Source organism: Neorhizobium galegae (genome assembly GCF_021391675.1).
In the GTDB taxonomy this organism is placed as follows: Bacteria; Pseudomonadota; Alphaproteobacteria; order Rhizobiales; family Rhizobiaceae; genus Neorhizobium; species Neorhizobium galegae_B.
Genome location: NZ_CP090096.1, coordinates 380,243 through 401,558 on the forward strand (window position 1 = coordinate 380,243; position 21,316 = coordinate 401,558).

17 protein-coding genes are annotated in these 21,316 nt (G+C 62.6%); 8 read left to right on the top strand and 9 right to left on the bottom strand.

Annotated elements, in window-relative coordinates:
* Positions 1 to 100: 100 nt before the first annotated feature.
* Positions 101 to 742 (top strand): YitT family protein, encoded by a 642-nt coding sequence (locus LZK81_RS24550; protein ID WP_046612439.1) that lies wholly within the window; start codon positions 101 to 103, stop codon positions 740 to 742.
* Positions 743 to 775: 33 nt separating this feature from the next.
* Here LZK81_RS24550 and LZK81_RS24555 read toward each other — a convergent pair whose 3' ends face one another.
* Together LZK81_RS24555 and LZK81_RS24560 are read right to left on the bottom strand one after the other, a co-directional pair.
* Positions 776 to 1,243, bottom strand: a complete 468-nt coding sequence (locus LZK81_RS24555) for a carboxymuconolactone decarboxylase family protein (protein ID WP_233957643.1) — start codon at positions 1,241 to 1,243, stop codon at positions 776 to 778.
* A gap of 48 nt (positions 1,244 to 1,291) precedes the next feature.
* The gene (locus LZK81_RS24560) at positions 1,292 to 1,792 is read right to left on the bottom strand and encodes an RrF2 family transcriptional regulator (protein WP_046612442.1); all 501 of its coding nucleotides are present in this window, start codon (positions 1,790 to 1,792) and stop codon (positions 1,292 to 1,294) included.
* Positions 1,793 to 1,825: 33 nt separating this feature from the next.
* On the opposite strand from LZK81_RS24560, the gene LZK81_RS24565 reads away from it, so the two are divergent.
* Both LZK81_RS24565 and pdeM read left to right on the top strand, forming a co-directional pair.
* Positions 1,826 to 4,420 (top strand): ligase-associated DNA damage response DEXH box helicase, encoded by a 2,595-nt coding sequence (locus LZK81_RS24565; RefSeq protein ID WP_418936524.1) that lies wholly within the window; start codon positions 1,826 to 1,828, stop codon positions 4,418 to 4,420.
* Between the two features lie 29 nt (positions 4,421 to 4,449).
* Complete coding sequence (gene pdeM / locus LZK81_RS24570) at positions 4,450 to 5,181, top strand: ligase-associated DNA damage response endonuclease PdeM (RefSeq protein WP_326491530.1); 732 nt, start codon at positions 4,450 to 4,452, stop codon at positions 5,179 to 5,181.
* Here the strand turns inward: pdeM and LZK81_RS24575 are convergent.
* From LZK81_RS24575 to LZK81_RS24590, 4 genes are all read right to left on the bottom strand, one after another.
* Entirely contained in the window at positions 5,171 to 5,431 is a 261-nt protein-coding gene (locus LZK81_RS24575; RefSeq protein ID WP_046606589.1) for a hypothetical protein, read from the bottom strand. The genes pdeM and LZK81_RS24575 overlap by 11 nt on opposite strands.
* A gap of 39 nt (positions 5,432 to 5,470) precedes the next feature.
* On the bottom strand, positions 5,471 to 5,908 hold the full coding sequence (locus tag LZK81_RS24580; RefSeq protein ID WP_046606590.1) for a universal stress protein: 438 nt from the start codon (positions 5,906 to 5,908) through the stop codon (positions 5,471 to 5,473).
* A gap of 83 nt (positions 5,909 to 5,991) precedes the next feature.
* Complete coding sequence (locus tag LZK81_RS24585) at positions 5,992 to 6,864, bottom strand: alpha/beta fold hydrolase (RefSeq protein ID WP_233957814.1); 873 nt, start codon at positions 6,862 to 6,864, stop codon at positions 5,992 to 5,994.
* Between the two features lie 212 nt (positions 6,865 to 7,076).
* Positions 7,077 to 7,637, bottom strand: a complete 561-nt coding sequence (locus tag LZK81_RS24590) for a dihydrofolate reductase family protein (RefSeq protein ID WP_233957646.1) — start codon at positions 7,635 to 7,637, stop codon at positions 7,077 to 7,079.
* A 94-nt stretch (positions 7,638 to 7,731) separates the two neighbouring features.
* Here LZK81_RS24590 and LZK81_RS24595 point away from each other — a divergent pair, with 94 nt between their 5' ends.
* Positions 7,732 to 8,250: a winged helix-turn-helix transcriptional regulator gene (locus tag LZK81_RS24595; protein WP_233957647.1), complete on the top strand. Its 519-nt coding sequence runs from the start codon at positions 7,732 to 7,734 to the stop codon at positions 8,248 to 8,250.
* Here LZK81_RS24595 and LZK81_RS24600 read toward each other — a convergent pair whose 3' ends face one another.
* From LZK81_RS24600 to LZK81_RS24610, 3 genes are all read right to left on the bottom strand, one after another.
* Positions 8,251 to 9,054 (bottom strand): TIGR02186 family protein, encoded by an 804-nt coding sequence (locus LZK81_RS24600; RefSeq protein WP_052753628.1) that lies wholly within the window; start codon positions 9,052 to 9,054, stop codon positions 8,251 to 8,253.
* Entirely contained in the window at positions 9,054 to 9,980 is a 927-nt protein-coding gene (locus tag LZK81_RS24605) for a sulfite exporter TauE/SafE family protein (protein ID WP_037086641.1), read from the bottom strand. The genes LZK81_RS24600 and LZK81_RS24605 overlap by 1 nt, the downstream gene beginning before the upstream one ends.
* A 249-nt stretch (positions 9,981 to 10,229) precedes the next feature.
* Positions 10,230 to 14,147, bottom strand: coding sequence for an SEL1-like repeat protein (locus tag LZK81_RS24610; RefSeq protein WP_233957648.1), 3,918 nt, complete (start codon positions 14,145 to 14,147; stop codon positions 10,230 to 10,232).
* A 492-nt stretch (positions 14,148 to 14,639) separates the two neighbouring features.
* Here LZK81_RS24610 and LZK81_RS24615 point away from each other — a divergent pair, with 492 nt between their 5' ends.
* The 4 genes from LZK81_RS24615 to LZK81_RS24630 all read left to right on the top strand — a co-directional run bounded on the left by LZK81_RS24615 (position 14,640) and on the right by LZK81_RS24630 (position 21,305).
* On the top strand, positions 14,640 to 16,433 hold the full coding sequence (locus tag LZK81_RS24615; RefSeq protein WP_233957649.1) for an acyl-CoA dehydrogenase C-terminal domain-containing protein: 1,794 nt from the start codon (positions 14,640 to 14,642) through the stop codon (positions 16,431 to 16,433).
* Positions 16,434 to 16,540: 107 nt separating this feature from the next.
* On the top strand, positions 16,541 to 17,749 hold the full coding sequence (locus LZK81_RS24620; protein WP_233957650.1) for an acetyl-CoA C-acetyltransferase: 1,209 nt from the start codon (positions 16,541 to 16,543) through the stop codon (positions 17,747 to 17,749).
* 175 nt (positions 17,750 to 17,924) lie between these two features.
* A complete protein-coding gene (locus LZK81_RS24625) occupies positions 17,925 to 20,141 on the top strand; it encodes an FAD-dependent oxidoreductase (protein ID WP_233957651.1) in 2,217 nt (738 codons plus the stop codon).
* Between the two features lie 156 nt (positions 20,142 to 20,297).
* On the top strand, positions 20,298 to 21,305 hold the full coding sequence (locus tag LZK81_RS24630) for a ParA family protein (protein WP_233957652.1): 1,008 nt from the start codon (positions 20,298 to 20,300) through the stop codon (positions 21,303 to 21,305).
* The last annotated feature ends 11 nt before the right edge of the window (positions 21,306 to 21,316 follow it).

Sequence of the window (21,316 nt, forward strand, 5' to 3'; positions counted from 1 at the left end):
CCATTTCTTGCTTTTTTCCGTGCCCGCCGATGAACGCTTGAAGACCCTTGCCGACGGTTTTATTGCAGTGCAATATCACCGAAAACCTGAGGGGTTCAAATTGGCTGAGCAGCAGAGGCGCGGTCTCGGATTTTACAGCGCCGATCCGGCACAACACACGCTGCTGGAAGATGGGCAAGGCCTGTTCATCGGCGCCATGGTGTCGGCGCTCGGCTTCTATTTCTTAAACGAGGTCGGCCTTCTGACCGGTGGCACGGCGGGCGTCGCCTTCCTGCTGCATTATGCGTTCGGCATTTCGTTCGGCCTGCTGTTCTTCATCGTCAACCTGCCGTTCTACTACCTGTCGTTCAAGCGCCTGGGCCTTGCCTTCTCGCTGAAGACCTTCATCGCCATCGCGCTGGTCTCGGTCATCACCGAACTGGAAAGCCACTTTTTTCTGATCCAGTACCTGCATCCATTCTGGGCAGCCCTGCTCGGCGGCTTGGTGCTCGGTTACGGTCTGCTCGGGCTTTACCGCCACCGCGCCTCGCTCGGCGGGGTGGGCATCCTCGCAATCTATGTCCAGGAGCGCTTCGGCATCCAGGCGGGCCTCATCCAGCTCGCCTTCGACCTCTGCGTCATGCTCTGCGCTTTCGCGGTGGTTTCGCCCGTCACCGTCGCGTGGTCGGTGCTGGGCGCCGTTGTCCTCAATCTCGTGCTGGCCATCAATCACCGCTCCGACCGGTATATCGTCGCGCGGTGATCGAGGCGGCAGGATGGATCAGGCGGCCCCCACTCAGGCGGCTTTGTTGACCGGCTTGTCGACCGGATGCTGGTTGCGGAAGCCGACGGCCAGCCGGTTCCAGGTGTTGATGGCGCCGAGAGCGACGGTGATCTTGACCATGTCCTCTTCGGAGAAATGCGCCTTCAGAGCGTCGAAGGCGCTGTCCGGAATGCCGGTGTCGGCGATGCGGGTGACCGCATCGACCCAGCCGAGCAGCGCGCGTTCCTTGTCGTCATAGACCGGCGATTCCCACCAGACGCACATCATGTTGATCCACTGTTCCGAAAGGCCGTCATGCCGTGATTCCTTCACATGCATGTCGACGCAATAGGCGCAGCCGTTGATCTGCGAAGCGCGCAGCTTGATGAGGTGGATGAAGCGGCGCTCCAGCCCGGAAGCCTGCACGTAGTTTTCGAGTGCCGTGACGGCCTTGACGGCTTCGGGGGCGGCCTTGAGCATGTTGAGACGCTGATGATGCATGGGTCTTCTCCTTGGGTTGTGGCCGCCGTCGGCGTGCCTATGGCCCGCTTACCGGGCGGTTCTGCGTTCGTTGATTTCCAAAAAGGCGCAGCCGCGGGCGGCGATCCCGCCGTCGTCGGTTGCGCTGAGGTCCGCCAGGATGTCGGCGATCGTCACCTTGGCGAGTTCGGCGCGGTAGGCCTTTTCGGCCTTCAGCATCGCGGCGTTGATGCCGCAGGGTTTGGTGAAATACCGTCCCGGCAGCGGGTTCGGCCCGCGCTGGCGGATTTCGGCGCAGCGGAAGGCTGGCGCCGGTCCTTCGACGGCGAGCACGATATCGAGCAGCGTGATTTCCGCCGGCTTCCTCGCCAGCCGATATCCGCCCTTCGGTCCCGGCACGGTGTCGACGATGCCGGCACCGGACAGCGCTTGGAGATGCTTCAGGAGATAGCTGGTCGAAACGCCGTGAAAGTCCGCCAGCGCTGCCGCCGACAGCACGCCGCCTTCCGAAAGGCTGGAAAGCATGCTGACGCTGTGGATTGCCTGTTCGACGCCGTCGCCGAGTTTCATTGCTCATCTCCTAATCACGGATAAAATTTATCTATGATTATCGGCGGCGTCAAGCCCCTTCTTTTTCGACCGTTTTCTCTTACCTTACCGGGCGTGGATATCGTCGAAACCCAGTCTACCGGCCGTGATGCCGCGCTTCTGCCCCGGCCGTTCCAGAAATGGTTCGCGGAGAAGGGCTGGCAGCCGCGTGCCCATCAGCTGGAATTGCTGTCGCGCTCCACATCGGGCGAAAACATGCTGCTGATCGCCCCGACCGGCGCCGGCAAGACGCTCGCCGGTTTCCTGCCGTCGCTGACCGACCTCACGCGGCGCGGCAAGATCCCGCCCGGCTCCGCCTTCACCGGTATCCACACGCTCTACATCTCGCCCTTGAAGGCGCTCGCCGTCGATATCGAGCGCAACCTGATGAAGCCGGTCTTCGAAATGGGCCTTGAGATCTCGATCGAGAACCGCACCGGCGACACGCCGCAGGCCAAACGCCAGCGCCAGAAGCTGAACCCGCCCGACATTCTGCTGACCACCCCCGAACAGGTGGCGCTGCTGCTCGCCAACAGGGAGGCCGAACGCTTCTTCAAGGACCTGAAATACGTGGTCCTCGACGAGCTGCATTCGCTGGTCACCTCCAAGCGCGGCCACCTCCTGTCGCTCGGCCTCGCGCGCATCCGCCAGCATGCGCCCCAGATGCGCACCATCGGCCTGTCCGCCACCGTCTCGGATCCCATGGACCTGCAGCGCTGGCTGGTCTCGCAGGGCGAACACCCGGCCCCGCCCGCCGGCCTCGTGCACGTCACCGGCGGTGCCGCGCCCGATATCACCATCATGCGTACCGAGGACCGCATTCCCTGGTCCGGCCATGTCTCCACCTATGCGATCCCGGAGGTCTATGAGGAGATCAAGCGCCACAAGACGACGCTGATCTTCGTCAACACCCGCTTCCAGGCGGAGTTGCTGTTCCAGACGCTCTGGACGATCAACGAGGACAATTTAGCCATCGCCCTGCATCACGGCTCGCTCGATTCGGGCCAGCGCCGCAAGGTCGAGGCCGCCATGGCCGCCAACCGGCTGCGCGCAGTCGTCGCCACCTCGACGCTCGACCTCGGCATGGACTGGGGCGATGTCGATCTCGTCGTGCATGTCGGCGCGCCGAAGGGTGCCTCCCGTCTTGCCCAGCGCATCGGCCGTTCCAACCACCGTATGGACGAACCGTCGAAGGCGATCCTGGTGCCCGCCAACCGTTTCGAGGTGATGGAGTGCCAGGCGGCGCTCGACGCCAATTACCTCGGCGCCCAGGATACGCCGCCGGTCGGCGAGGGTGCGCTCGATGTGCTCGCCCAGCACGTGCTCGGCATGGCCTGCGCCGAACCCTTCGATCCGGTCGAACTCTACGACGAGATCACCTCCGCTTCGCCCTATGCCACCCTCTCCTGGGAAATGTTCGAGCGCATCGTCGATTTCGTCGCGACCGGCGGTTATGCACTGCGCGCCTACGAGCGTTACGCGAAGATACGGAAAACGAAGGACGGACGCTGGCGGGTCTCCAACCCGGCCGTCGCCCAGCAATACCGCCTCAACCTCGGTACGATCGTCGAGGCGACCGAGCTCAATGTCCGGCTGGTGAAGCGCAATGCCCAAGGGCTGGCAAAGGGCACGGTCGGGCGTGGAGGCATGTCGCTCGGCAAGGTCGAGGAATATTTTCTCGAACAGCTCGTCCAGGGCGATACCTTCCTGTTCGCCGGCAAGGTGCTGCGCTTCGAAGGCATCCGCGAGAACGAATGCCTCGTCTCCAACGCCTTCTCGCTCGATCCGAAGATCCCCGCCTATGCCGGCGGCAAATTTCCGCTCTCCACCTATCTCGCCGACCAGGTGCGGGGCATGCTTGCCGATTCCGACCGCTGGGGCGTCCTGCCGGACCAGGTGCGCGACTGGCTGAACATCCAGCGCGAACGCTCCATGCTGCCTGCCCGGAACGAACTTCTGATCGAGACCTTTCCGCGCGGAAAACGGTTCTTCATGATCGCCTATTGTTTCGAGGGACGGCTCGCCCACCAGACGCTCGGCATGCTGCTTACCCGCCGGCTGGAACGCGCCGGCGCCCGACCGCTCGGTTTCGTCGCCACCGATTATTCGCTGGCCATCTGGGGCCTCAACGATATCGGCGCGATGATCCGTGCCGGCGCCTTGAGCCCCTCCGACCTCTTCGACGAGGACATGCTCGGCGACGATCTCGAGGCCTGGCTCGACGAAAGCTACATGCTCAAACGCACCTTCCGCAATTGCGCCGTGATTTCCGGCCTGATCGAGCGGCGCCATCCGGGCAAGGAAAAGACCGGAAGGCAGGTCACCGTCTCGACCGATCTCATCTACGACGTGCTGCGCAGCCACGAGCCGGACCACATCCTCCTGGAGGCGACGCGGCGGGATGCGGCATCCGGTCTTTTGGATCTTGCCCGATTAGGCGATATGCTGGCGCGAATCAGGGGGCACATCACCCACCGCGATCTCGACCGCGTTTCGCCGCTTGCCGTTCCGATCATGCTCGAAATCGGCAAGGAGAGCGTTCCGGGCGAGGCGCATGACGCGGTGCTGCAGGAAGCCGCCGACGAACTGATCGCGGAGGCTCTCGGCTGATGCGGTACGCTGGACTGGAAGACATTGAATTGATGCACCGTCTCGCTTTGGCGCGAACGATTTCAAGGGGACCTGCCGCAACCGGTGCGGAAGAGATCGTCGTGAACGGCGTCATCGCCGTCTGCGATCCGCTCGGAGGTCTTTATCTGCCCGAAACCGGCATGCTCGTCGTCTCCGACCTGCATCTGGAAAAGGGTGCTGCCTTTGCCCGCCGCGGCATGATGTTGCCGCCCTACGATACCATCGCCACGCTCAACATCCTGTCGGCCGTCATCACCCGCTACGATCCCAAGGTGGTCGTCTCGCTCGGCGACAATTTCCATGACCGCAAGGGCTCCGAACATCTGTCGGCGGAATTGCGCCTGCTGATCCTCGCCATGGCGCGGGGCCGCGACTGGATCTGGATCAACGGCAATCACGATCCGGACGGCACGGTCGACCTGCCCGGCACCTGCACCGACGAACTTCTTTATGGCGGCCTCGTTTTCCGCCACGAACCGAGCCTGATTTCCGGCAAGGGTGAGATCGCCGGCCACCTGCATCCTTCGGCCACCGTCCGACGCCGTGAAAAATCCGTCCGCCGCCCGTGTTTCGCAAGCGACGGCATCCGCCTGCTCATGCCCGCCTTCGGAGTGCTCGCCGGCGGCCTCGACCTTCGCCATCGGGCCATGCACGGACTGTTCGACCGCGAGGCCCTCGTCGCGCACCTGCTCGGCCGGGACCGCATCTATTCGGTCCGTTACGGCAATCTCATAGGATAGCGACCAGAGCCTCGACTGTTCGCGTGGCTCTCTCCAGCGTGTCCTCACGGGGGCTGAGGCCTATATATTCGGTCTCCGCCGTCACGAGAAAATCAATAGTGTCCGCAGAAGATTGGCCGTTTTGCAACATATCCACCGCTGCACGGATGTAGCTGTCATATTCATCACGAGGGCAGTCTGTATCCTTGAGCCCGATCGGGTCCCAAAACGACCAGCCGATATCGCGTACCTGCGTCAGAGTTATCGTCATGCCTGACTGAGAGCCGAAGATCGGGCTGAAGGCAATACCTCACCGATAAACCAGCACCGGCGTCTTCGAATACGCCAGCACCTTTATCGTCACGCTGCCGAGCATGAAGGCCTTGAAACCGGAGCGGCCGTGCGAGGCCATGGCGATGACGTCGCAATGATAGGTGCCGGCGGTCTCGACGATGGTGCTCGCCGGATCAAGGCTGCCAAGCTTCACCGCTTCGCAGGCGACCAGCCGTTGTTTCGCCGCTTCCTGGGCGTCGGCCAGAATGCCGTCGGCCGCCTGGTTGTTCTGGCGGTCGTATTCCGCATAGGCGACTTCCATGCCGGTCGGATTGAGCGTCAGGACCTGCAACGGTTCCATCACCACCAGAACGGTGGCTTCCGCGCCGATCTCGCGTGCGAAGTCGAGCGCTTTTTCCAGCGCGCTGGTCGAAAGCGGAGAGCCGTCGGTCGGGATCAGAACATGTTTGAACATCTGTGCCTCCTTCTAATCTGGTGACATCATCGCAGGTGCCCGGGATCATTCGTTGATCCAGCGCAAGCCGCAGGCCCGGGCGTTCAGGACGACGCAATCACATGCCCGGACCAGGGATTGATGCCGTCCCGCAGCCAGCGAAGGCTATCCTGCCAGAAGCCTTCCCGGTGCCGGGAGTGGAACAGGCTGAAATGTCCGATGGCGGCCAGGCCGTAATCCTCCGGCTTCAGCAGCACCTGCGTCACCCGGGCATGGCGATAATAACAGAGCGTCCGCCGGATTGCGGCCACCGTACCGATGTCGTCGTCCGACATCGTCACCGCCAGGATCGGCGCCGTCACCGCTTCGAACCGCCGCAGCACATCGCCCCGTTCGGCTGCCGGATGGGTCGACTCCATCCGTGCCCCGCGAAAGCTCCATTCGTTTGCCACGCCCGCCGGCAGGTCCTCCAGCCATCCGAGACGCTTTCCGGGGAAATAGCCGAAGGCGGCAGTCAGCGCCGGCATCACCACATGCCATTTCAGAAACAGCCGCAGGCGATGGCCGCTGGCATAGTCCGGCCAGTAGGCATATTGCGCCCCCATGGTCAGCATCCGGTCGATGCCTTTGGCCAAGGGCGAAAGCCCGGGCAGGTAGCCGCCGATACTGTGGCCGACGACGTAAAGCGGTTGCCCCGGCCGGGCCGCGTCCATGAACCTCATCGCCGCGTCGAAATCCTGCTCGCCCCATTCCCGCCAGCGATAGCCGCACCCCTTCAGGCTTTCGGGGCGCGAAAGGCCGATGCCGCGATAGTCGTAGGTCAGCACGTCGAAACCTTCGCCGGCCAGGAAGTCGGCGTAATAATGGTAATAACGGGCAAGCACTCCGGTCGCCGGATTGACGACGACGCTGCCGATGGCCGGAGACCGCGCCCGCCAGAAGTGTCCGTGGAGAGCGATACCGTCCCGGCAGGCCATGCCGACAGGCTCCCCGCCGGGTCGCGACGAACGGGCGTCGCCGTCGCTTTCCCTGTCCGCAGGCGCTTCGCAGTCCGTATCGGTCATCGTCCTTCTCCCTGGGAACGGTGACCATATATCGCGCTCCGTGAGGCGCAATTAGCCAGAAGGGAGAAGGCGGCTCAGGTGTGAAGATCCGGCCGTGCATCGCAGCCGACCCTTCGCCTGCGGCGTCAGGCTGCCTTGCCCACCGCGTAGGTCAGGATCACGGCGCCGTTGGCCGCCGCGTTCGAACTCAGCAGCTTGAGCTCGGTCTGCTGCTCCGCCTTCTTGAAGAGCGGATTGCCGGAACCGAGAAGCACCGGTGCGATGCACAGCCTATATTCGTCGACGAGGCCCTCTTTCATCAGTGAGGCCACCAGTTCGGCGCTGCCGAAGATGAAGATCGTCTTGCCGTCCTCGCCTTTCAACCTGGTGAGTTCGGCAACGGGATCGCTGACGACCCGCGTATTGTTCCAGGGCGCGTCCTTTATCGTCTTCGACACGGCGATCTTGGCGATATTGTTCATGTAGTTCTTGACCTTGCTGCCTTCCTCGGCGGTCGGCCAGTAGGCTGCCATGCCCTCGTAGGTCTTGCGGCCGAACACCAGCAGGTCGCCTTCCTCGCCGAACTGTTCGGAGAGCTTTTCCAGTTCCGGCCCCCAGGCATAGCTGTGGAAGGCGAGATCCCACGGCTTCTCCCCCTCGAAATAACCGTCGAGGCTCATCAGGTTCCAGGCCACCAGCTTTCTCATGTCATCCTCCATCGCGCTTAAACCAGTTGCAAAAAACAAGCAGTTGAAAGCTAACCAAACTGATTGTAGAATGCAAGCGGTATTGGAGAAAAAAATGAACGAAGCATATCGGTCTGGTTGCCCGATCAATCTGACGCTGGAGGTTCTGGGAGACCGCTGGAGCCTGATCGTCATCCGCGACATCATGTTCGGCAATCGCCGCCACTTCCGCGAATTGCTGCAGAATTCCGAGGAAGGCATCGCTTCCAACATCCTTGCCGACCGGCTGAAGCGGCTGGTCGAGCGGGGCCTGCTTTCCCGCGAGGATGATCCGAGCCACAAGCAGAAGGGGATCTACAGCCTCACGGAGATGTCGATCCGCCTGGTGCCGATCTTTGCGGAAATGGGCGCCTGGGGCCGCCGTTTCATGCCGGTGTCCGAAGAGCTCTCGATCCGCGCGCAACTGCTGGAGGAAGGCGGCCGGCCGCTCTGGGAGGATTTCATGGCCGAACTGCGCGTCCTGCATCTGCATGCGCCGTGCGATCCGGGCAAGCCTTCCGTCTTCGAGCGCCTGCGCGCCGCCTATCTCGAAGTCGTCGCCCGCAATGCGGCGGCGGCCGATGCCGCGGAATGATCAGTCCTTGCGGAAGACGATGCTGGCGCCCCAGCCGGTGATGATGGCGATCAGCACGCAGAGGAAACCGTAGGCGAGCGGCCGGTCGTGGGCTGCGTCAGTGATCGCCTGTTCGATGCCGGTCTTGACGACCCGCAGCGGCATTTCCCGCTGGTTGATCAGCTGGCCGCTCTTGAACAGGTAGGCGCGCACCATGTGCATCCCGTCCGGAATGTTGGCCGGCAGTTTCAGCGAGGCGCGGAACAGGCTCGACGAGACGAAGCGCACGCCGCTCGTGTCGCGCTGATAAAGTCCGTTCGACAGCTTCAGGCGCCGATAGGCGTCGCGGAACTCGCCGATCATGCCGGAATCGGGGATGTAGCCGACCGGGTTCAGCCCCAGGTGGTCGATGCCGACCCCGATATTGTTGAGGCTCGGCGCCTCGTCGATGCTGTCGATCATCCGGGTGCTGGCGAGCGAGTAGCTTTCCGGCACCTGTTCGAAGGTCATCCCCTCGGTATTCATCCAGATCCCGAAGACGCGCTCCTTCTTGCGCACCGTCGCATAGTCCTTCGGACCTTCGAGCGTCACCACCACGTCGTATTGGCCGATCGCCAGGAACAGTTCGTCGGCATTGGTGAGCGCCCCGAAGATCGTCAGGTCGGCGCCGCGGAAATCCGAAGTGATGGCGATTTCGCTGGTCGAAGTGCCGATCTCCAGCCCTTCCTTGACGCCCGATGCCTGGCCGAACGGCACCTGCGCCTCGACCGGGAAGGCGAGCGCCAGGAGCGGCAGCAGGAGGGCGGTGCGGAGAAAACGGCGCATCAGTAGGACATCCCCCCGACCGCGACCGAATAGACGTCGTTCGGCGTGACGATCAGCCCGACCGCCAGACGAATGCCGACGGCAAGCACGAGCAGCGCCAGGAGCGCGCGCAGCTGTTCGCCGCGCAGCTTCTGCCCGACGCGAACGCCGTATTGCGCGCCGATCACGCCCGCCACCATCAGGATCGTCGCCAGCACGATGTCGACCGAATAGTTGGTCGCCGCCTGCACCATCGTCGTGTAGGCGGTCACGAAAATGATCTGGAACAGCGAGGTGCCGACGACCACGTTTGTCGGGATGCGTAAGAGATAGATCATCGCCGGCACCATGATGAAGCCGCCGCCCACGCCCATGATCGAGGTCAGCACGCCGATGCCGAAGCCAAGCCCGACGATCGGAATGGCGGAAAGGTAGATCTTCGATTTCTTGAACCGCATCTTCAGCGGCAGCCTGTGCACCCAGTTGTGCTGGCCGGGGCGCTTGATCGGCAGTGGATTGTTGTTCTTCGCCCGGCGCATCGCCCGGACGCTTTCCTGCAGCATCAGCGCGCCGATCGAGCTCAGCAGCACGACGTAGAGCAAAGAGATGAACAGGTCGAGCTGTCCGATACGCCTCAGCCACGAGAAGACCCAGACCCCCGCCGTCGCGCCCGCAAGGCCGCCGACAAGCAGGACCGAGCCGAGCTTCATGTCGAGCGTGCCGCGCCTGAAATGGGTGATAGCACCCGAAATCGAGGAGGCGACGACCTGGTTGGCGCCGGTCGCGACCGCCACGACGGGCGGGATGTTGTAGAAGATCAAGAGCGGCGTGATCAGGAAGCCGCCGCCGACGCCGAACATGCCGGAGAGAAAGCCGACGGCCGCGCCCATGCCCAGAATGATGAAGATGTTCACCGACAGCTCTGCGATCGGCAGGTAGACAGTCACGGCAGAACCTCGACACGGCAAAAAGCGACGCCCTCGCGGGCGGTGCGCGATGTGGTTGTCCGCCCGGTGCGGCGAAGGAAACGTGATCTCACATGCCATGTGAACAGGGCATGAAGGGTGTCACCCGTCATGCGCCCGGGCGCTGCCGCGAGTCAATTCGCAAGTGCCGGATAATGCGGCAATTTTACCGTTTTTGTGCGGGCGTGATTAATATCCCGCAACTCCCTGATCCCGGTCGGGTAAGTCGACTTACTTGTTCTTGGCCAGCAGTTCCTTGACCAGGGCGTCGGTGATCTTGCCGTTCGGCTCCTGGCCGACCGAGGTCTGGAAGGCCTTGATGGCGGTCACGGTCTTGGCGCCCATCTTGCCGTCGGCGGTGCCGGCGTCGAAACCGCTCTTGTTGAGGATCGCCTGGATGTTGCGGATCGCCTTTTCCATGTCGACCGAAGCCGTGGTGAGTGGCTTGCCGGAAGCCCATTCGTCCGGGAGATTGACGGAGTTGGCCTTCGGGTCGAGCGGCTTCACCTTCCACTGGTCCGCCTTGGCGCGAGCGCTTTCGAGCTGTTCCTTGCGCATGGCGTTGGCCACTTCGTCGCGCTTCTGGGCGGCGTCCTTGTCGCCTCCCTTGGCCGCGACCGCGAACCACTTGTAGGATTCCTCGAGATCCTGCTTCACGCCGTTGCCGCGGGCAAGCAGGATGGCGAGGTTGAACTGGCTGTCGGCGACGCCGAAGTCGGCGGCCTTGCCGAACCAGGAGACGGCTGCGGCATAGTCCGGCTGGCCGGCGGCACCCGAAGCCTGGAGCACCGCGAGATTGTGCATGGCGCTGGCATTGCCGGCGTCGGCGGCCTGCTTGTAATAAGTCATCGCCTTGGTCAGGTCGCGGGAAACGCCCGTGCCCTTTTCGAAGAGATTGGCGAGCCGGTATTGCGCCGGTACCAGGCCCCGGTCGGCGGCGAGCTTGTACCAGTTGGCGGCCTCCGAGAGATCGCTCTTCACACCCTTTCCGTCGGTGAAACGAGCGCCGATCTCGAAAAGCGCGTTCGGGTCGCCGGCAGCGGCCGCGTCGGCAAGCGACTTCGGTTCGATGCCGACTGGAACCACGATCGCGGCCTGAGCATCGGCCTTGGGCATGGCGGCGAAGGTATTCTGGGCCGGAAGCGGGTTGCCGGCCGGCTCCATCACGGAGGGCTGGCCCGTTGCCGGGCGCGGATCGGTCAGATGGTTCGCCATTGCCGGAGCTGGCGCTTGTTCGACGGGTCGCGTCGGCGCGGCTGCGATATCCGCGTCGCTTTCGGCGCCGTCCGTCGCAGCCTGATCCTCGACAGTCGGAATCCCGTTGCTGCCGCTCATATTGGCCGGTGCTGCCGGCCGGGCAGGGGTCTCGATCGTCGGGGCCGGTGCCGCGGGAGCCTTCGTGCCGCTTGTCAGCGTCTTGGCGAGCGGCATCGCCATCAGCACCAGAAGCACGGCGCCGACGGCCATCAAGATCGGACGGCGATGCTGCGAAAGCATGGCGCCGAAACCCTTGTTGGCGGACGCCTTGGCGGCTTTCCGCAGGTCCTTGGAAGGCGAACCGCCCTGCGAAGGGTCGGCTTCCTGGGCAGCGGCCTTGGCGGCGCGGCGGGCGGCCGCGATATAGTCGGCGCGTTCCGCGGCGCTCGTCCGGTCGGTGTCGAATTCACCGGCGACCTGGCTGGCACGAACCCGCTCGAGGATCTTCTTGACGTCGGGTGCGCCGGAGCCTGGCTCCAGAAGGTCGTTTTCGCGATCCGCCGGCAGCACGTCGGAGGGGTCAAGTGGCGGCGTCGGCTCGATGACGGTGCGGCCACCCTTCGGAGCCTCGGCCTTGCCGCCGGGCAGGAAGCGGCGGGAAAGCTCGGTCAGAAGGCTGGTCTTGGCGGCCTTGTCCCTGGTGGGATTGTCCTTGGTGGCGGTTTTCGTGTCGGCATAGTCGGCGCGAAGCACCGTTTCGTCGGAGGATGTTTCTTCCGGGGCTTTTGCACGGTGACCGAAGGTTGCGGCCGGCTGCTCGTCCGCCTCGGCCTCCGCCAGCTCGTAGCTCATCAGCTCTTCGGCTGCCGCGACGGAAAGCTGCGCGGCCGCCGGCATGGCCGGGGCGGTGCGGGTTTCGTAACGCGCCGGTTCTTCGTAGTAGCGATCCCGCTCCGCATGAGCGGAGGCGACAAGCCGTTCTTCCATGCCGTCCAGGCGGTCGGCGATCTGCACCAGCGTGCCGTGCAGCGCTTCGAATGTCTGGTGGGTGCGGTCGTCCGAATGCCGGGTCAGGTCTTCGAGGTGGCGAAGGTCGTCCGCAAGCGCCGAAAGTGCCGCCATGTCGGCGGCGACACCCGGCCCGCCTGCCATGCCGTTGCGCGAATAGGCTTCCACCACCGTCTCGGCGGCCTGGCGGGCAGCCTCGATGATGTATTCGTCATTGGTCGCCATATAGCTTTCGAGCGCCGTCATGCGGTTTTCGAATTCGGCGGGAAGGGCGCCGGCGCCATGCTGTGGCTGGCTGATCAGCACCGAAAGATGGGCGATCTGGTCTTCGAGACTGCGAAGCGCGCCGTCGTCGCCGCGCGGCGACGCCGTTGCCTCGTCAAGCCGGGCGGCAATGTCGGTGAGCCGGTCTTCGATCCGCCCGAAGGCGTTTTCGTCGATCGCCGACTGGGCTTGCGGCTGATAAGCGATTTCCTCGATCCGGCGGGCAAGATAGTCGAGCCGTTCGGCGAGCACGTCACTGACGCTACCCTGTTCCAGGCCGTCGATCTTGCGGGAAATATCAGCGAGATAGGCGGAAAGCTCTGGGTCCTGGGAAGGTTTCTGGGCCTGTTCCAGGATCAGCGAAAGCTGTTCGAGCCGTTCCTCCAGGCGCATCGCGGCCTGTTCGTCGGTCAGTTCCTCGATGCGGCCGGTCAAGGCCTCGATGCGGGCGGACAGCGCTTCGGTCGGATCGAACTGGGCATGGGTCGCCTGGCTTATCGCATCGATCTGGTCGGCGAGCGCGCTGATCCGGCCGTCCAGCCGCTGCAGGAAGGATTGGTCGATCGAGGCCGAGGCCGAGGCGCGGCTGCCGGCGGCAATGGCGCGGCTGATCTCGTCCAGCCGCTCGTCCAATGTCGCGAACTGTTCCGCGATGACCGAATCGTTCGGTTGCATGCGCGAGCCGAGCTGTTCCATGGCGCTCGCCACCGTGATCAGCTTCTGTTCGAGCGCCCGGATCACCGGGCTGTCGCTCATTTCGCCGAGCTGGCCCTTGATGTCGTCGATACGGTAGGCGAGCGAGACGAGCTCTTCGCGCAGGGCCGTGGAGTCGAGACCGTGCATGCGATCTTCGAGACCCTGCCAGCGGGTTTCCATCCGCCGAACGGAATCTTCGCGGGCGAGACCGCCCATGACGGTCCGCAGCTCCTCGAATTCGCTGCGCAGGCCGGCTGCCTCCGGCATTGCCTGGTAGCCGAGCTGGTTGATGCCTTCGGCAAGCCGGGCAAGATCGCCGCGCAGGTCCTCGGTGAAGTTCTGGTCTTCGGCAATGGATTTGATCGAGCGGATTTCGGAGCGCAGCGCGGTCATCTCGCGGCCGACGCTTTCGGAAATGTCCTGCTTCAGCTCCTGGCGCAGGCCGACCAGCGCCTGGGCGATATCCCGCATGCCGTTATCGGCTGGCGGTTGCGGTGCCGGCATGCGCGGCTGTGGGGCCGGTCGGCGCGGTTCTTCGCGGCGCGGTGCGGGCGCGATCGGGCGTGTTTCGGCGTAACGGGGTGCTTCCGCGCGGACGGGGGCCTGGCGCGCCGGCGGGCGGTAGGCTTCCGGCGGGCGCAGCTCGGCACGGCGAGGTTCGGCATAACGTGGCTCTTCGCGACGCAGCTCGGGAGCCCGCGGACGCTCGGGCCTCGCACCACGGTCGCCGCCGGCGTCCAGCATGCGCTGGCGCTCGCGGATCTCGGCAAGCGGATCGTCGGAGACTTGCGGTTCGCGATAGGCGGCAGCCGGACCCGGCCGGCGCTGCTCGCGTGGATCGGGCGCCTTCGGCGTGCGGGCATCACGCGCCGTACCCGACATCAACCCCTCGATACGCGCTTCGAGCCCTTCGATGGTGCGGTTCAACGCATCCAGGGAAGAGCGGTCGCCGGGACGGGAAGGGCTCGATCGTGATCCGTTCATGTGCTCGCTCGTTTCGACGTTGTACCTGCCGGCTCTCGTAACGACCTTGTTTCAGGGGATACGGAATTCCCGCCAATCAGCCATATATTAGAGATGCCTTACGCAGGACTTGCCATTTCAGCGGACGCGGGACATCTTGAGGTAAATGGACTGCGTCGCCAGAGAGCCCACTATTTCCTTAAACGTAGTAAACAAGTCGTTAACCCGGCCGAAAATTTTAACCTTTTCGACGCGCTCGGTGCCCTTTGCGGTGATGACGTTCCGCCTGCCGGCTCTATCTTCCGGCTTTCCCATCCAGCTTCGCAACTGTTCGACCCGTTAAGACTGTGCCCGGGACGGAGGAATGGCTACGGTGGAGATCGTTAAAGTTCCGAGCGCACGTAATTGACGTTTACGCGAACGTCAATTATTTGTGGTAGAAAGAATGCGGATCCTGCCGTGAGCCGAAGGCCCCGGTGCGATCCATCGACGAGGATTTGGAGGAAGCTCGACATGCCAGTGTACAAGGCCCCGGTAAACGACACGCTTTTCATTCTCAACGACGTGCTGGGCCTTGAGCGCTACGGCAATCTGCCGGGCTTTGCCGATGCCACTCCCGACATGCTGGAAGCGATCATCGGGGAGGCCGCCAAGGTGGCCGAGGATGTGCTCTTTCCGCTGAACCTTTCCGGCGACCAGGAAGGCTGCACCCGCCATGACGATGGCACGGTCTCGGTGCCGAAGGGCTTCAAGCAGGCCTATGACCAGTATTGCCAGGCCGGCTGGATCGGTCTTGCCGTGCCGGAAGAATTCGGCGGCCAGGGCCTGCCCTATACGCTGCATGCCGCCGTCGGCGAATACATGTCGTCGGCCAACATGTCGCTGATGATGTATCCGGGCCTGACCCAGGGCGCGATCGCCGCGATCCTCGTGCATGGTTCCGACGAGCAGAAGAAGACGTACCTGCCGAAAATGGTCGCCGGTACCTGGTCGGGCACCATGAACCTCACCGAACCGCACTGCGGCACCGATCTCGGCCTTCTGCGTTCGAAGGCGGTGCCTCAAGGCGATGGCTCCTACAAGATTTCCGGCCAGAAGATCTTCATCTCCGCCGGCGAACACGGCATGACCGACAATATCGTCCATCTGGTGCTTGCCCGCATCGAAGGCGCGCCCGAGGGCACCAAGGGCATCTCGCTCTTCATCGTCCCGAAGTTCATGGTCAATGCCGACGGATCGCTGGGCAAGCGCAACGGCGCCACCTGCGGTGCGATCGAACACAAGATGGGCATCCACGGCAACTCCACCTGCGTCATGAACTATGACGAGGCGACCGGTTACCTGATCGGCGCGGAGAACAAGGGCCTTGCGGCCATGTTCGTGATGATGAACGAAGCCCGCCTCGGCGTCGGCCTGCAGGGGCTTTCGATCGCCGAGACGGCCTATCAGAATGCTGTCGCCTACGCCCGCGAGCGCATTCAGGGCCGCTCGCTCTCCGGTACCAAGGCGCCGGACAAAAAAGCCGACCCGATCATCGTTCATCCGGATATCCGCCGCTCGCTGATGACCATCCGCGCCTTCAACGAGGCCGGCCGCGCCTTCCTGCTGTGGACCGCCCTGAAATCCGACATCGCCCACCGATCGCCGGATGCGGCAGAGCGCCAGAACGCCGACGATCTCCTCGGCCTGGCGACCCCGATCCTCAAGGGTGTGATGACCGACAAGGGTTTCGAGCATGCGGTCATGGCCCAGCAGGTCTTCGGCGGGCACGGCTATATCGAGGAACACGGCATGAGCCAGTATGTTCGCGATGCCCGCATCACGATGATCTACGAAGGCGCCAACGGCATCCAGGCGCTCGACCTCGTCGGCCGCAAGCTGGCGCTCAACGGCGGCCGCGCGGTGATGGCGATGTTCAAGGAGATCGGCGATTTCTGCGAGGAGAACCGCGCCGACGAGGATATGGCGCCCTTCACCAAGGGTCTCAAGAAGGGCTTGAACGACCTGCAGGCCTCCACCATGTGGTTCATGCAGAACGCCATGGCCAGGCCCGACAATGCCGGCGCCGGCTCGACCGACTACATGCACCTCTTCGGGATCGTGACACTCGGTTACATGTGGGCCAAGATGGCGAAAGCCGCCCAGACCGGGCTTGCCGCCGGCGACGCCCGCGCCGACTACCTGAAGAACAAGCTGGTGACGGCGAAGTTCTTCATGGAAAAGATCATGCCGGAAACCGCGATGCGCAAAGTCCGCATCGAAGCCGGCGCCGACAGCGTGATGGAACTGGCCGCCGAAGCGTTTTGATTTGCGCCGACGCGCTCCCTCCCCCTGTGGGGAGGGCTGGGGAGGGGTCTTCCCTCCCATGTCTGAGATTTGAGGCAATATAAATTGCCACCCAGGGAGATGACACCATGACCGAAGTCTTCATTTACGACCACGTCCGCACGCCGCGCGGCCGCGGCAAGAAGGATGGGGCGCTGCACGAAGTGCCGTCCGTGCGGCTCGCCGCCAAGGCGCTGGAGGCGATCCGCGACCGCAACGGCCTCGATACCGCCACCGTCGACGACATCATCATGGGCTGCGTCGATCCGGTCATGGATGCCGGCGCCGTCATTCCCAAGGCCGCCGCCTTCGAGGCCGGCTATTCCACCAGAGCCCCCGGCATGCAGATCTCCCGGTTCTGCGCCTCCGGCCTCGACGCCGTGAACTTCGCGGCCGGCAAGATCGCGGCCGGTTCCGATGACATCGTCATCGCCGGCGGCGTCGAGTCGATGTCGCGCGTCGGCATGGGCATGTCCGGCGGCTCCTGGTACATGGACCCGTCGGTCAATTTCCCGGCTTTCTTCATGCCTCAGGGCGTCTCGGCCGATCTGATCGCCACCAAATACGGTTTTTCCCGGGACGACGTCGACGCCTATGCGGTCGAAAGCCAGAAGCGCGCGGCCAAGGCCTGGGACGCCGGCTACTTCAAGAACTCCGTCATCCCCGTAAAAGACCAGAACGGCCTCGTGATCCTCGACCGCGACGAACACATGCGCCCGACCACCGACATGCAGTCGCTGGCCTCGCTCAACCCGTCCTTTCAGATGCCGGGCGAGATGGGCGGTTTCGAAGCCGTCGGCATCCAGGCCCATCCGGAAATCGAGCGGATCAACTACGTCCACCATGCCGGCAATTCGTCGGGCATCGTCGACGGCGCGGCGGCCGTGCTGATCGGCTCCAAGGCCGGCGGCGAGAGCATGAACCTCAAGCCCCGCGCCCGCATCCGCCACTTCGCCAATATCGGCTCCGACCCGGCGCTGATGCTGACCGGCCCCGTCGACGTCACCGAGAAGCTGCTGGCCCGCTCCGGCATGAAGATCTCCGATATCGACCTCTTCGAACTCAACGAAGCCTTCGCCGCCGTGGTTCTGCGCTATATGCAGGCTTTTGAGATCAGCCACGACAAGATCAACGTCAACGGCGGCGCCATCGCCATGGGCCATCCGCTCGGCGCCACCGGCGCGATGATTTTGGGCACGGTCTTGGACGAGCTGGAGCGCCGCGATCTCAACACCGCGCTGGTCACGCTCTGCATCGGCGCCGGCATGGGCACCGCGACGATTATCGAGAGAGTTTGAGGGGGGAGCCCCCCTCATCCGCCTGCCGGCACCTTCTCCCCGAGGGGAGAAGAGGAATTGCTGCAACGCCTCTGATCCTCCTCTCCCCTCGGGGAGAGGGTGGCCGAGCGAAGCGGAGGCCGGGTGAGGGGGCGGTTCTGAACACCAGAGAATTCAAGGGAAGAGGAATCCCATCATGAGCACCTACAAGAACTTCACCGTCGAAACCGACGCAGACGGCATCGCTCTCGTCACCTGGGACATGCCGGACAAATCCATGAACGTCTTCACCATGGAGGTGATGGACGAGATCGAGGCGATCGTCGACGCGACCGTTGCCGATGCGGCCGTCAAGGGCGTCGTCTTCACCTCCGGCAAGTCGTCCTTCTCGGGCGGCGCCGATCTCACCATGATCAAGTCGATGTTCTCGATGCTCGCCGAGGAACAGGCCAGGGACCCCGCGACCGCCGCGCAAAAACTCTTCGATGCCGCGGGCCGCATGTCCTGGCTGTGGCGCAAGGTCGAGACCAACGGCAAGCCTTGGGTTTCGGCGATCAACGGCACCTGCATGGGCGGCGCGTTCGAACTGTCGCTCGCCTGCCACGGCCGCGTCGCCGCCAATTCCAAGTCGGTCAAGATTGCCCTGCCGGAAGTCAAGGTCGGCATCTTCCCGGGCGCCGGCGGCACCCAGCGCGTGCCGCGGCTGGCCAATGCCCAGGATGCCCTGCAGATGATGACCACCGGCTCGTCGCTGACCGCCCAGCGTGCCAAGGCCATGGGCCTCGTGCACCAGGTCGTCGAGCCCGCCGAGCTGATCAACGCCGCCAAACAGATGATCAAGGACGGCCTGAAGCCGGTCGCCCCCTGGGACGAAAAGGGTTTCAAGGTCCCCGGCGGCGGCATCTGGACGCCGGCTGCCGCCCAGCTCTGGCCGGCCGCCCCCGCCATCCTGCGCCGCGAAAGCGCCGGCAATTATCCGGGCGCGCTCGCCATCCTGAAATGCGTCTATGAAGGCCTGCAGCTTCCCTTCGATACGGGCTTGAAGGTCGAGCAGCGCTATTTCACCGAGATCCTGCGCACCACCGAAGCGTTTTCGATGATCCGCTCGCTGTTCGTCTCGATGCAGGAGCTCGGCAAGGGCGCCCGCCGCCCGGCAGGTGTGCCCAAGACGGAGTTCTCCAAGATCGGCATCGTCGGCGCCGGCTTCATGGGCGCCTCGATCGCCTATGTGACGGCCGCCGCCGGCATTCCCGTCACCCTCATCGACCGCGACCAGGAAGCTGCCGACAAGGGCAAGGCCCATTCCGAAAAGCTGGTGGCCGATCAGGTCGGCAAGGGCCGGATGACCAAGGAGGAGGGCGAAAAGCTTCTCGCGCTGATCACCCCCACCCCGGATTACCAGGCGCTGTCGGACGCAAGCCTGGTCGTCGAGGCGGTGTTCGAGGATCGCGCGGTCAAGAAGGCGGTCATCGAGGCGGTCGAAGCGGTCATCCCGCAAACCACCATCTTCGCCTCCAACACCTCGACCCTGCCGATCACCGGCCTTGCCGAGAATTCGAAGCGTTCCGACCAGTTCATCGGCGTGCATTTCTTCTCGCCGGTCGAGAAGATGATGCTGACCGAGGTCATCCTCGGCGAAAAATCGGGAGACAAGGCGCTGGCCGTGGCGCTCGATTTCGTCGCCGCGATCAAGAAGACCCCGATCGTCGTCAACGACACCCGCGGCTTTTATGTCAACCGCTGCGTCTTCCGGTATATCAACGAAGCCTATGACATGCTGATCGAAGGCGTGCCGGCGGCGATGATCGAAAATGCCGCAAAAATGGCTGGCATGCCGGTCGGCCCGCTGTCGCTCAACGACGAGGTCGCCGTCGATCTGTCCCAGAAGATCATGAAGGCCTCGATCGCCGATCTCGGCCCCAATGCCGTCAAGCCGGAGCACATGGCGCTCGTCGACCAGATGGTCGACGTGTTCGACCGCCGCGGCCGCAAGAATTTGAAGGGCTTTTACGAATACCCGCCAAAGCCCGCCAAGAAATTCCTCTGGCCCGAGCTGAAGACCCTCTATCCGCAGAAAAAGGCTGACGAGGTGGATGTCACCGTCCTGAAACAGCGCCTGCTGGTAACGATCGCGCTCGAAGCCGCCCGCACCGTGGAAGAAGGCATCGTCACCGATCCGCGCGAAGCCGACGTCGGCTCCATCCTCGGCTTCGGCTTCGCCCCCTATACCGGCGGCACGCTTTCCTACATCGACGGCATGGGCGTGAAGACGTTTGTGGAACTGTGCGAAAGGTTAGCAGCAAGCTACGGCCCGCACTTCAAGCCGACGCCGCTCTTGAAGGACATGGCGGCGAAGGGCGAGACGTTTTACGGGCGGTTTGATCCGTATGGAAAGGTGGGGAAGGCGGCGTGAGGCTGCCTTCTTGGGCGTATCGATAGGCGATCATACTCCGATACCCAATTGCAGATTTAGCGGATTGGACTATGGGTAAAACCGTTGGCCTCGAATAAGAAAACGATTGTGTTCTCCGAGTGCGCAATTAATAATAGCAATTCCGTGGAGAGCCGTATGCAGTCTATAGCATTTTTTAATAATAAAGGCGGCGTCGGTAAAACGACACTTCTTTGCAATGTTGCTGCCTATTTAGCTCTCACCGATAAGAAGAAAGTCCTCGTTGTTGATGCGGACCCTCAATGTAATGCGACTCAATTGATGTTAAGTGAGGAGGAGGTGTTTAAGTTATATGACTCCTCGTCGTCTTTTACAATATATAGTATAATACATCCCCTATCGATAGGTAAGGGTTACGCTGCCGCGATAACGGCTAGGTCCGTGCCGGACTATGGAGTGGATCTTATTCCTGGAGATCCACGATTGGCATTAAAAGAGGATTTGCTGTCTAAGGACTGGCAAGATGCTGTATCGGGAGACATAAGAGGCCTCAGAACATCGTATTTATTTACGGAATTTCTAATTAGGTGTCAGGGATATGATTTTGTTTTATTTGATATGGGCCCGTCTCTTGGATCCATAAATAGATCTGTGCTTTTATCTTGCGATTTTTTTCTTAGCCCCATGTCCATTGATATATTCAGTCTGAAGGCGATTGAAAACATATCGGCGGCAATACTTGAATGGAATAAGAGAATATCTCATGGGCTATCGCAAGTAGATAAAGAGCTTAAACATGACCTCCCTTCTCTGCGCACGTTTGACATTAAGTTCGCGGGATATGTGGCCCAACAGTATATACAGAAGACTACTCAAGGTGAGCAGCGTGCAGTGGCTTCGTATGAAAAGATAATGCGAAGGATACCGAAAACTATAAAGACTTTTTTTGTTGATAAATTAAAGCCTGCTAAAGTAGTCGGCATCGACTACGAAGTGGGCACTATTCCTAATCTCTACAGCCTTATCCCAATGTCGCAAACGGCTCATAAGCCGATCTTTTCCTTGAAGGCGAAAGACGGAGTCAGAGGCGCGCATTTTAATAAGGTTAGAGAGGCGGATGCCATATTCCGCGATATCACCAAGCAGCTTTTGGCTAATCTGAAGGCACTGTCGCGAAATGATTAGATGGCCGTCCT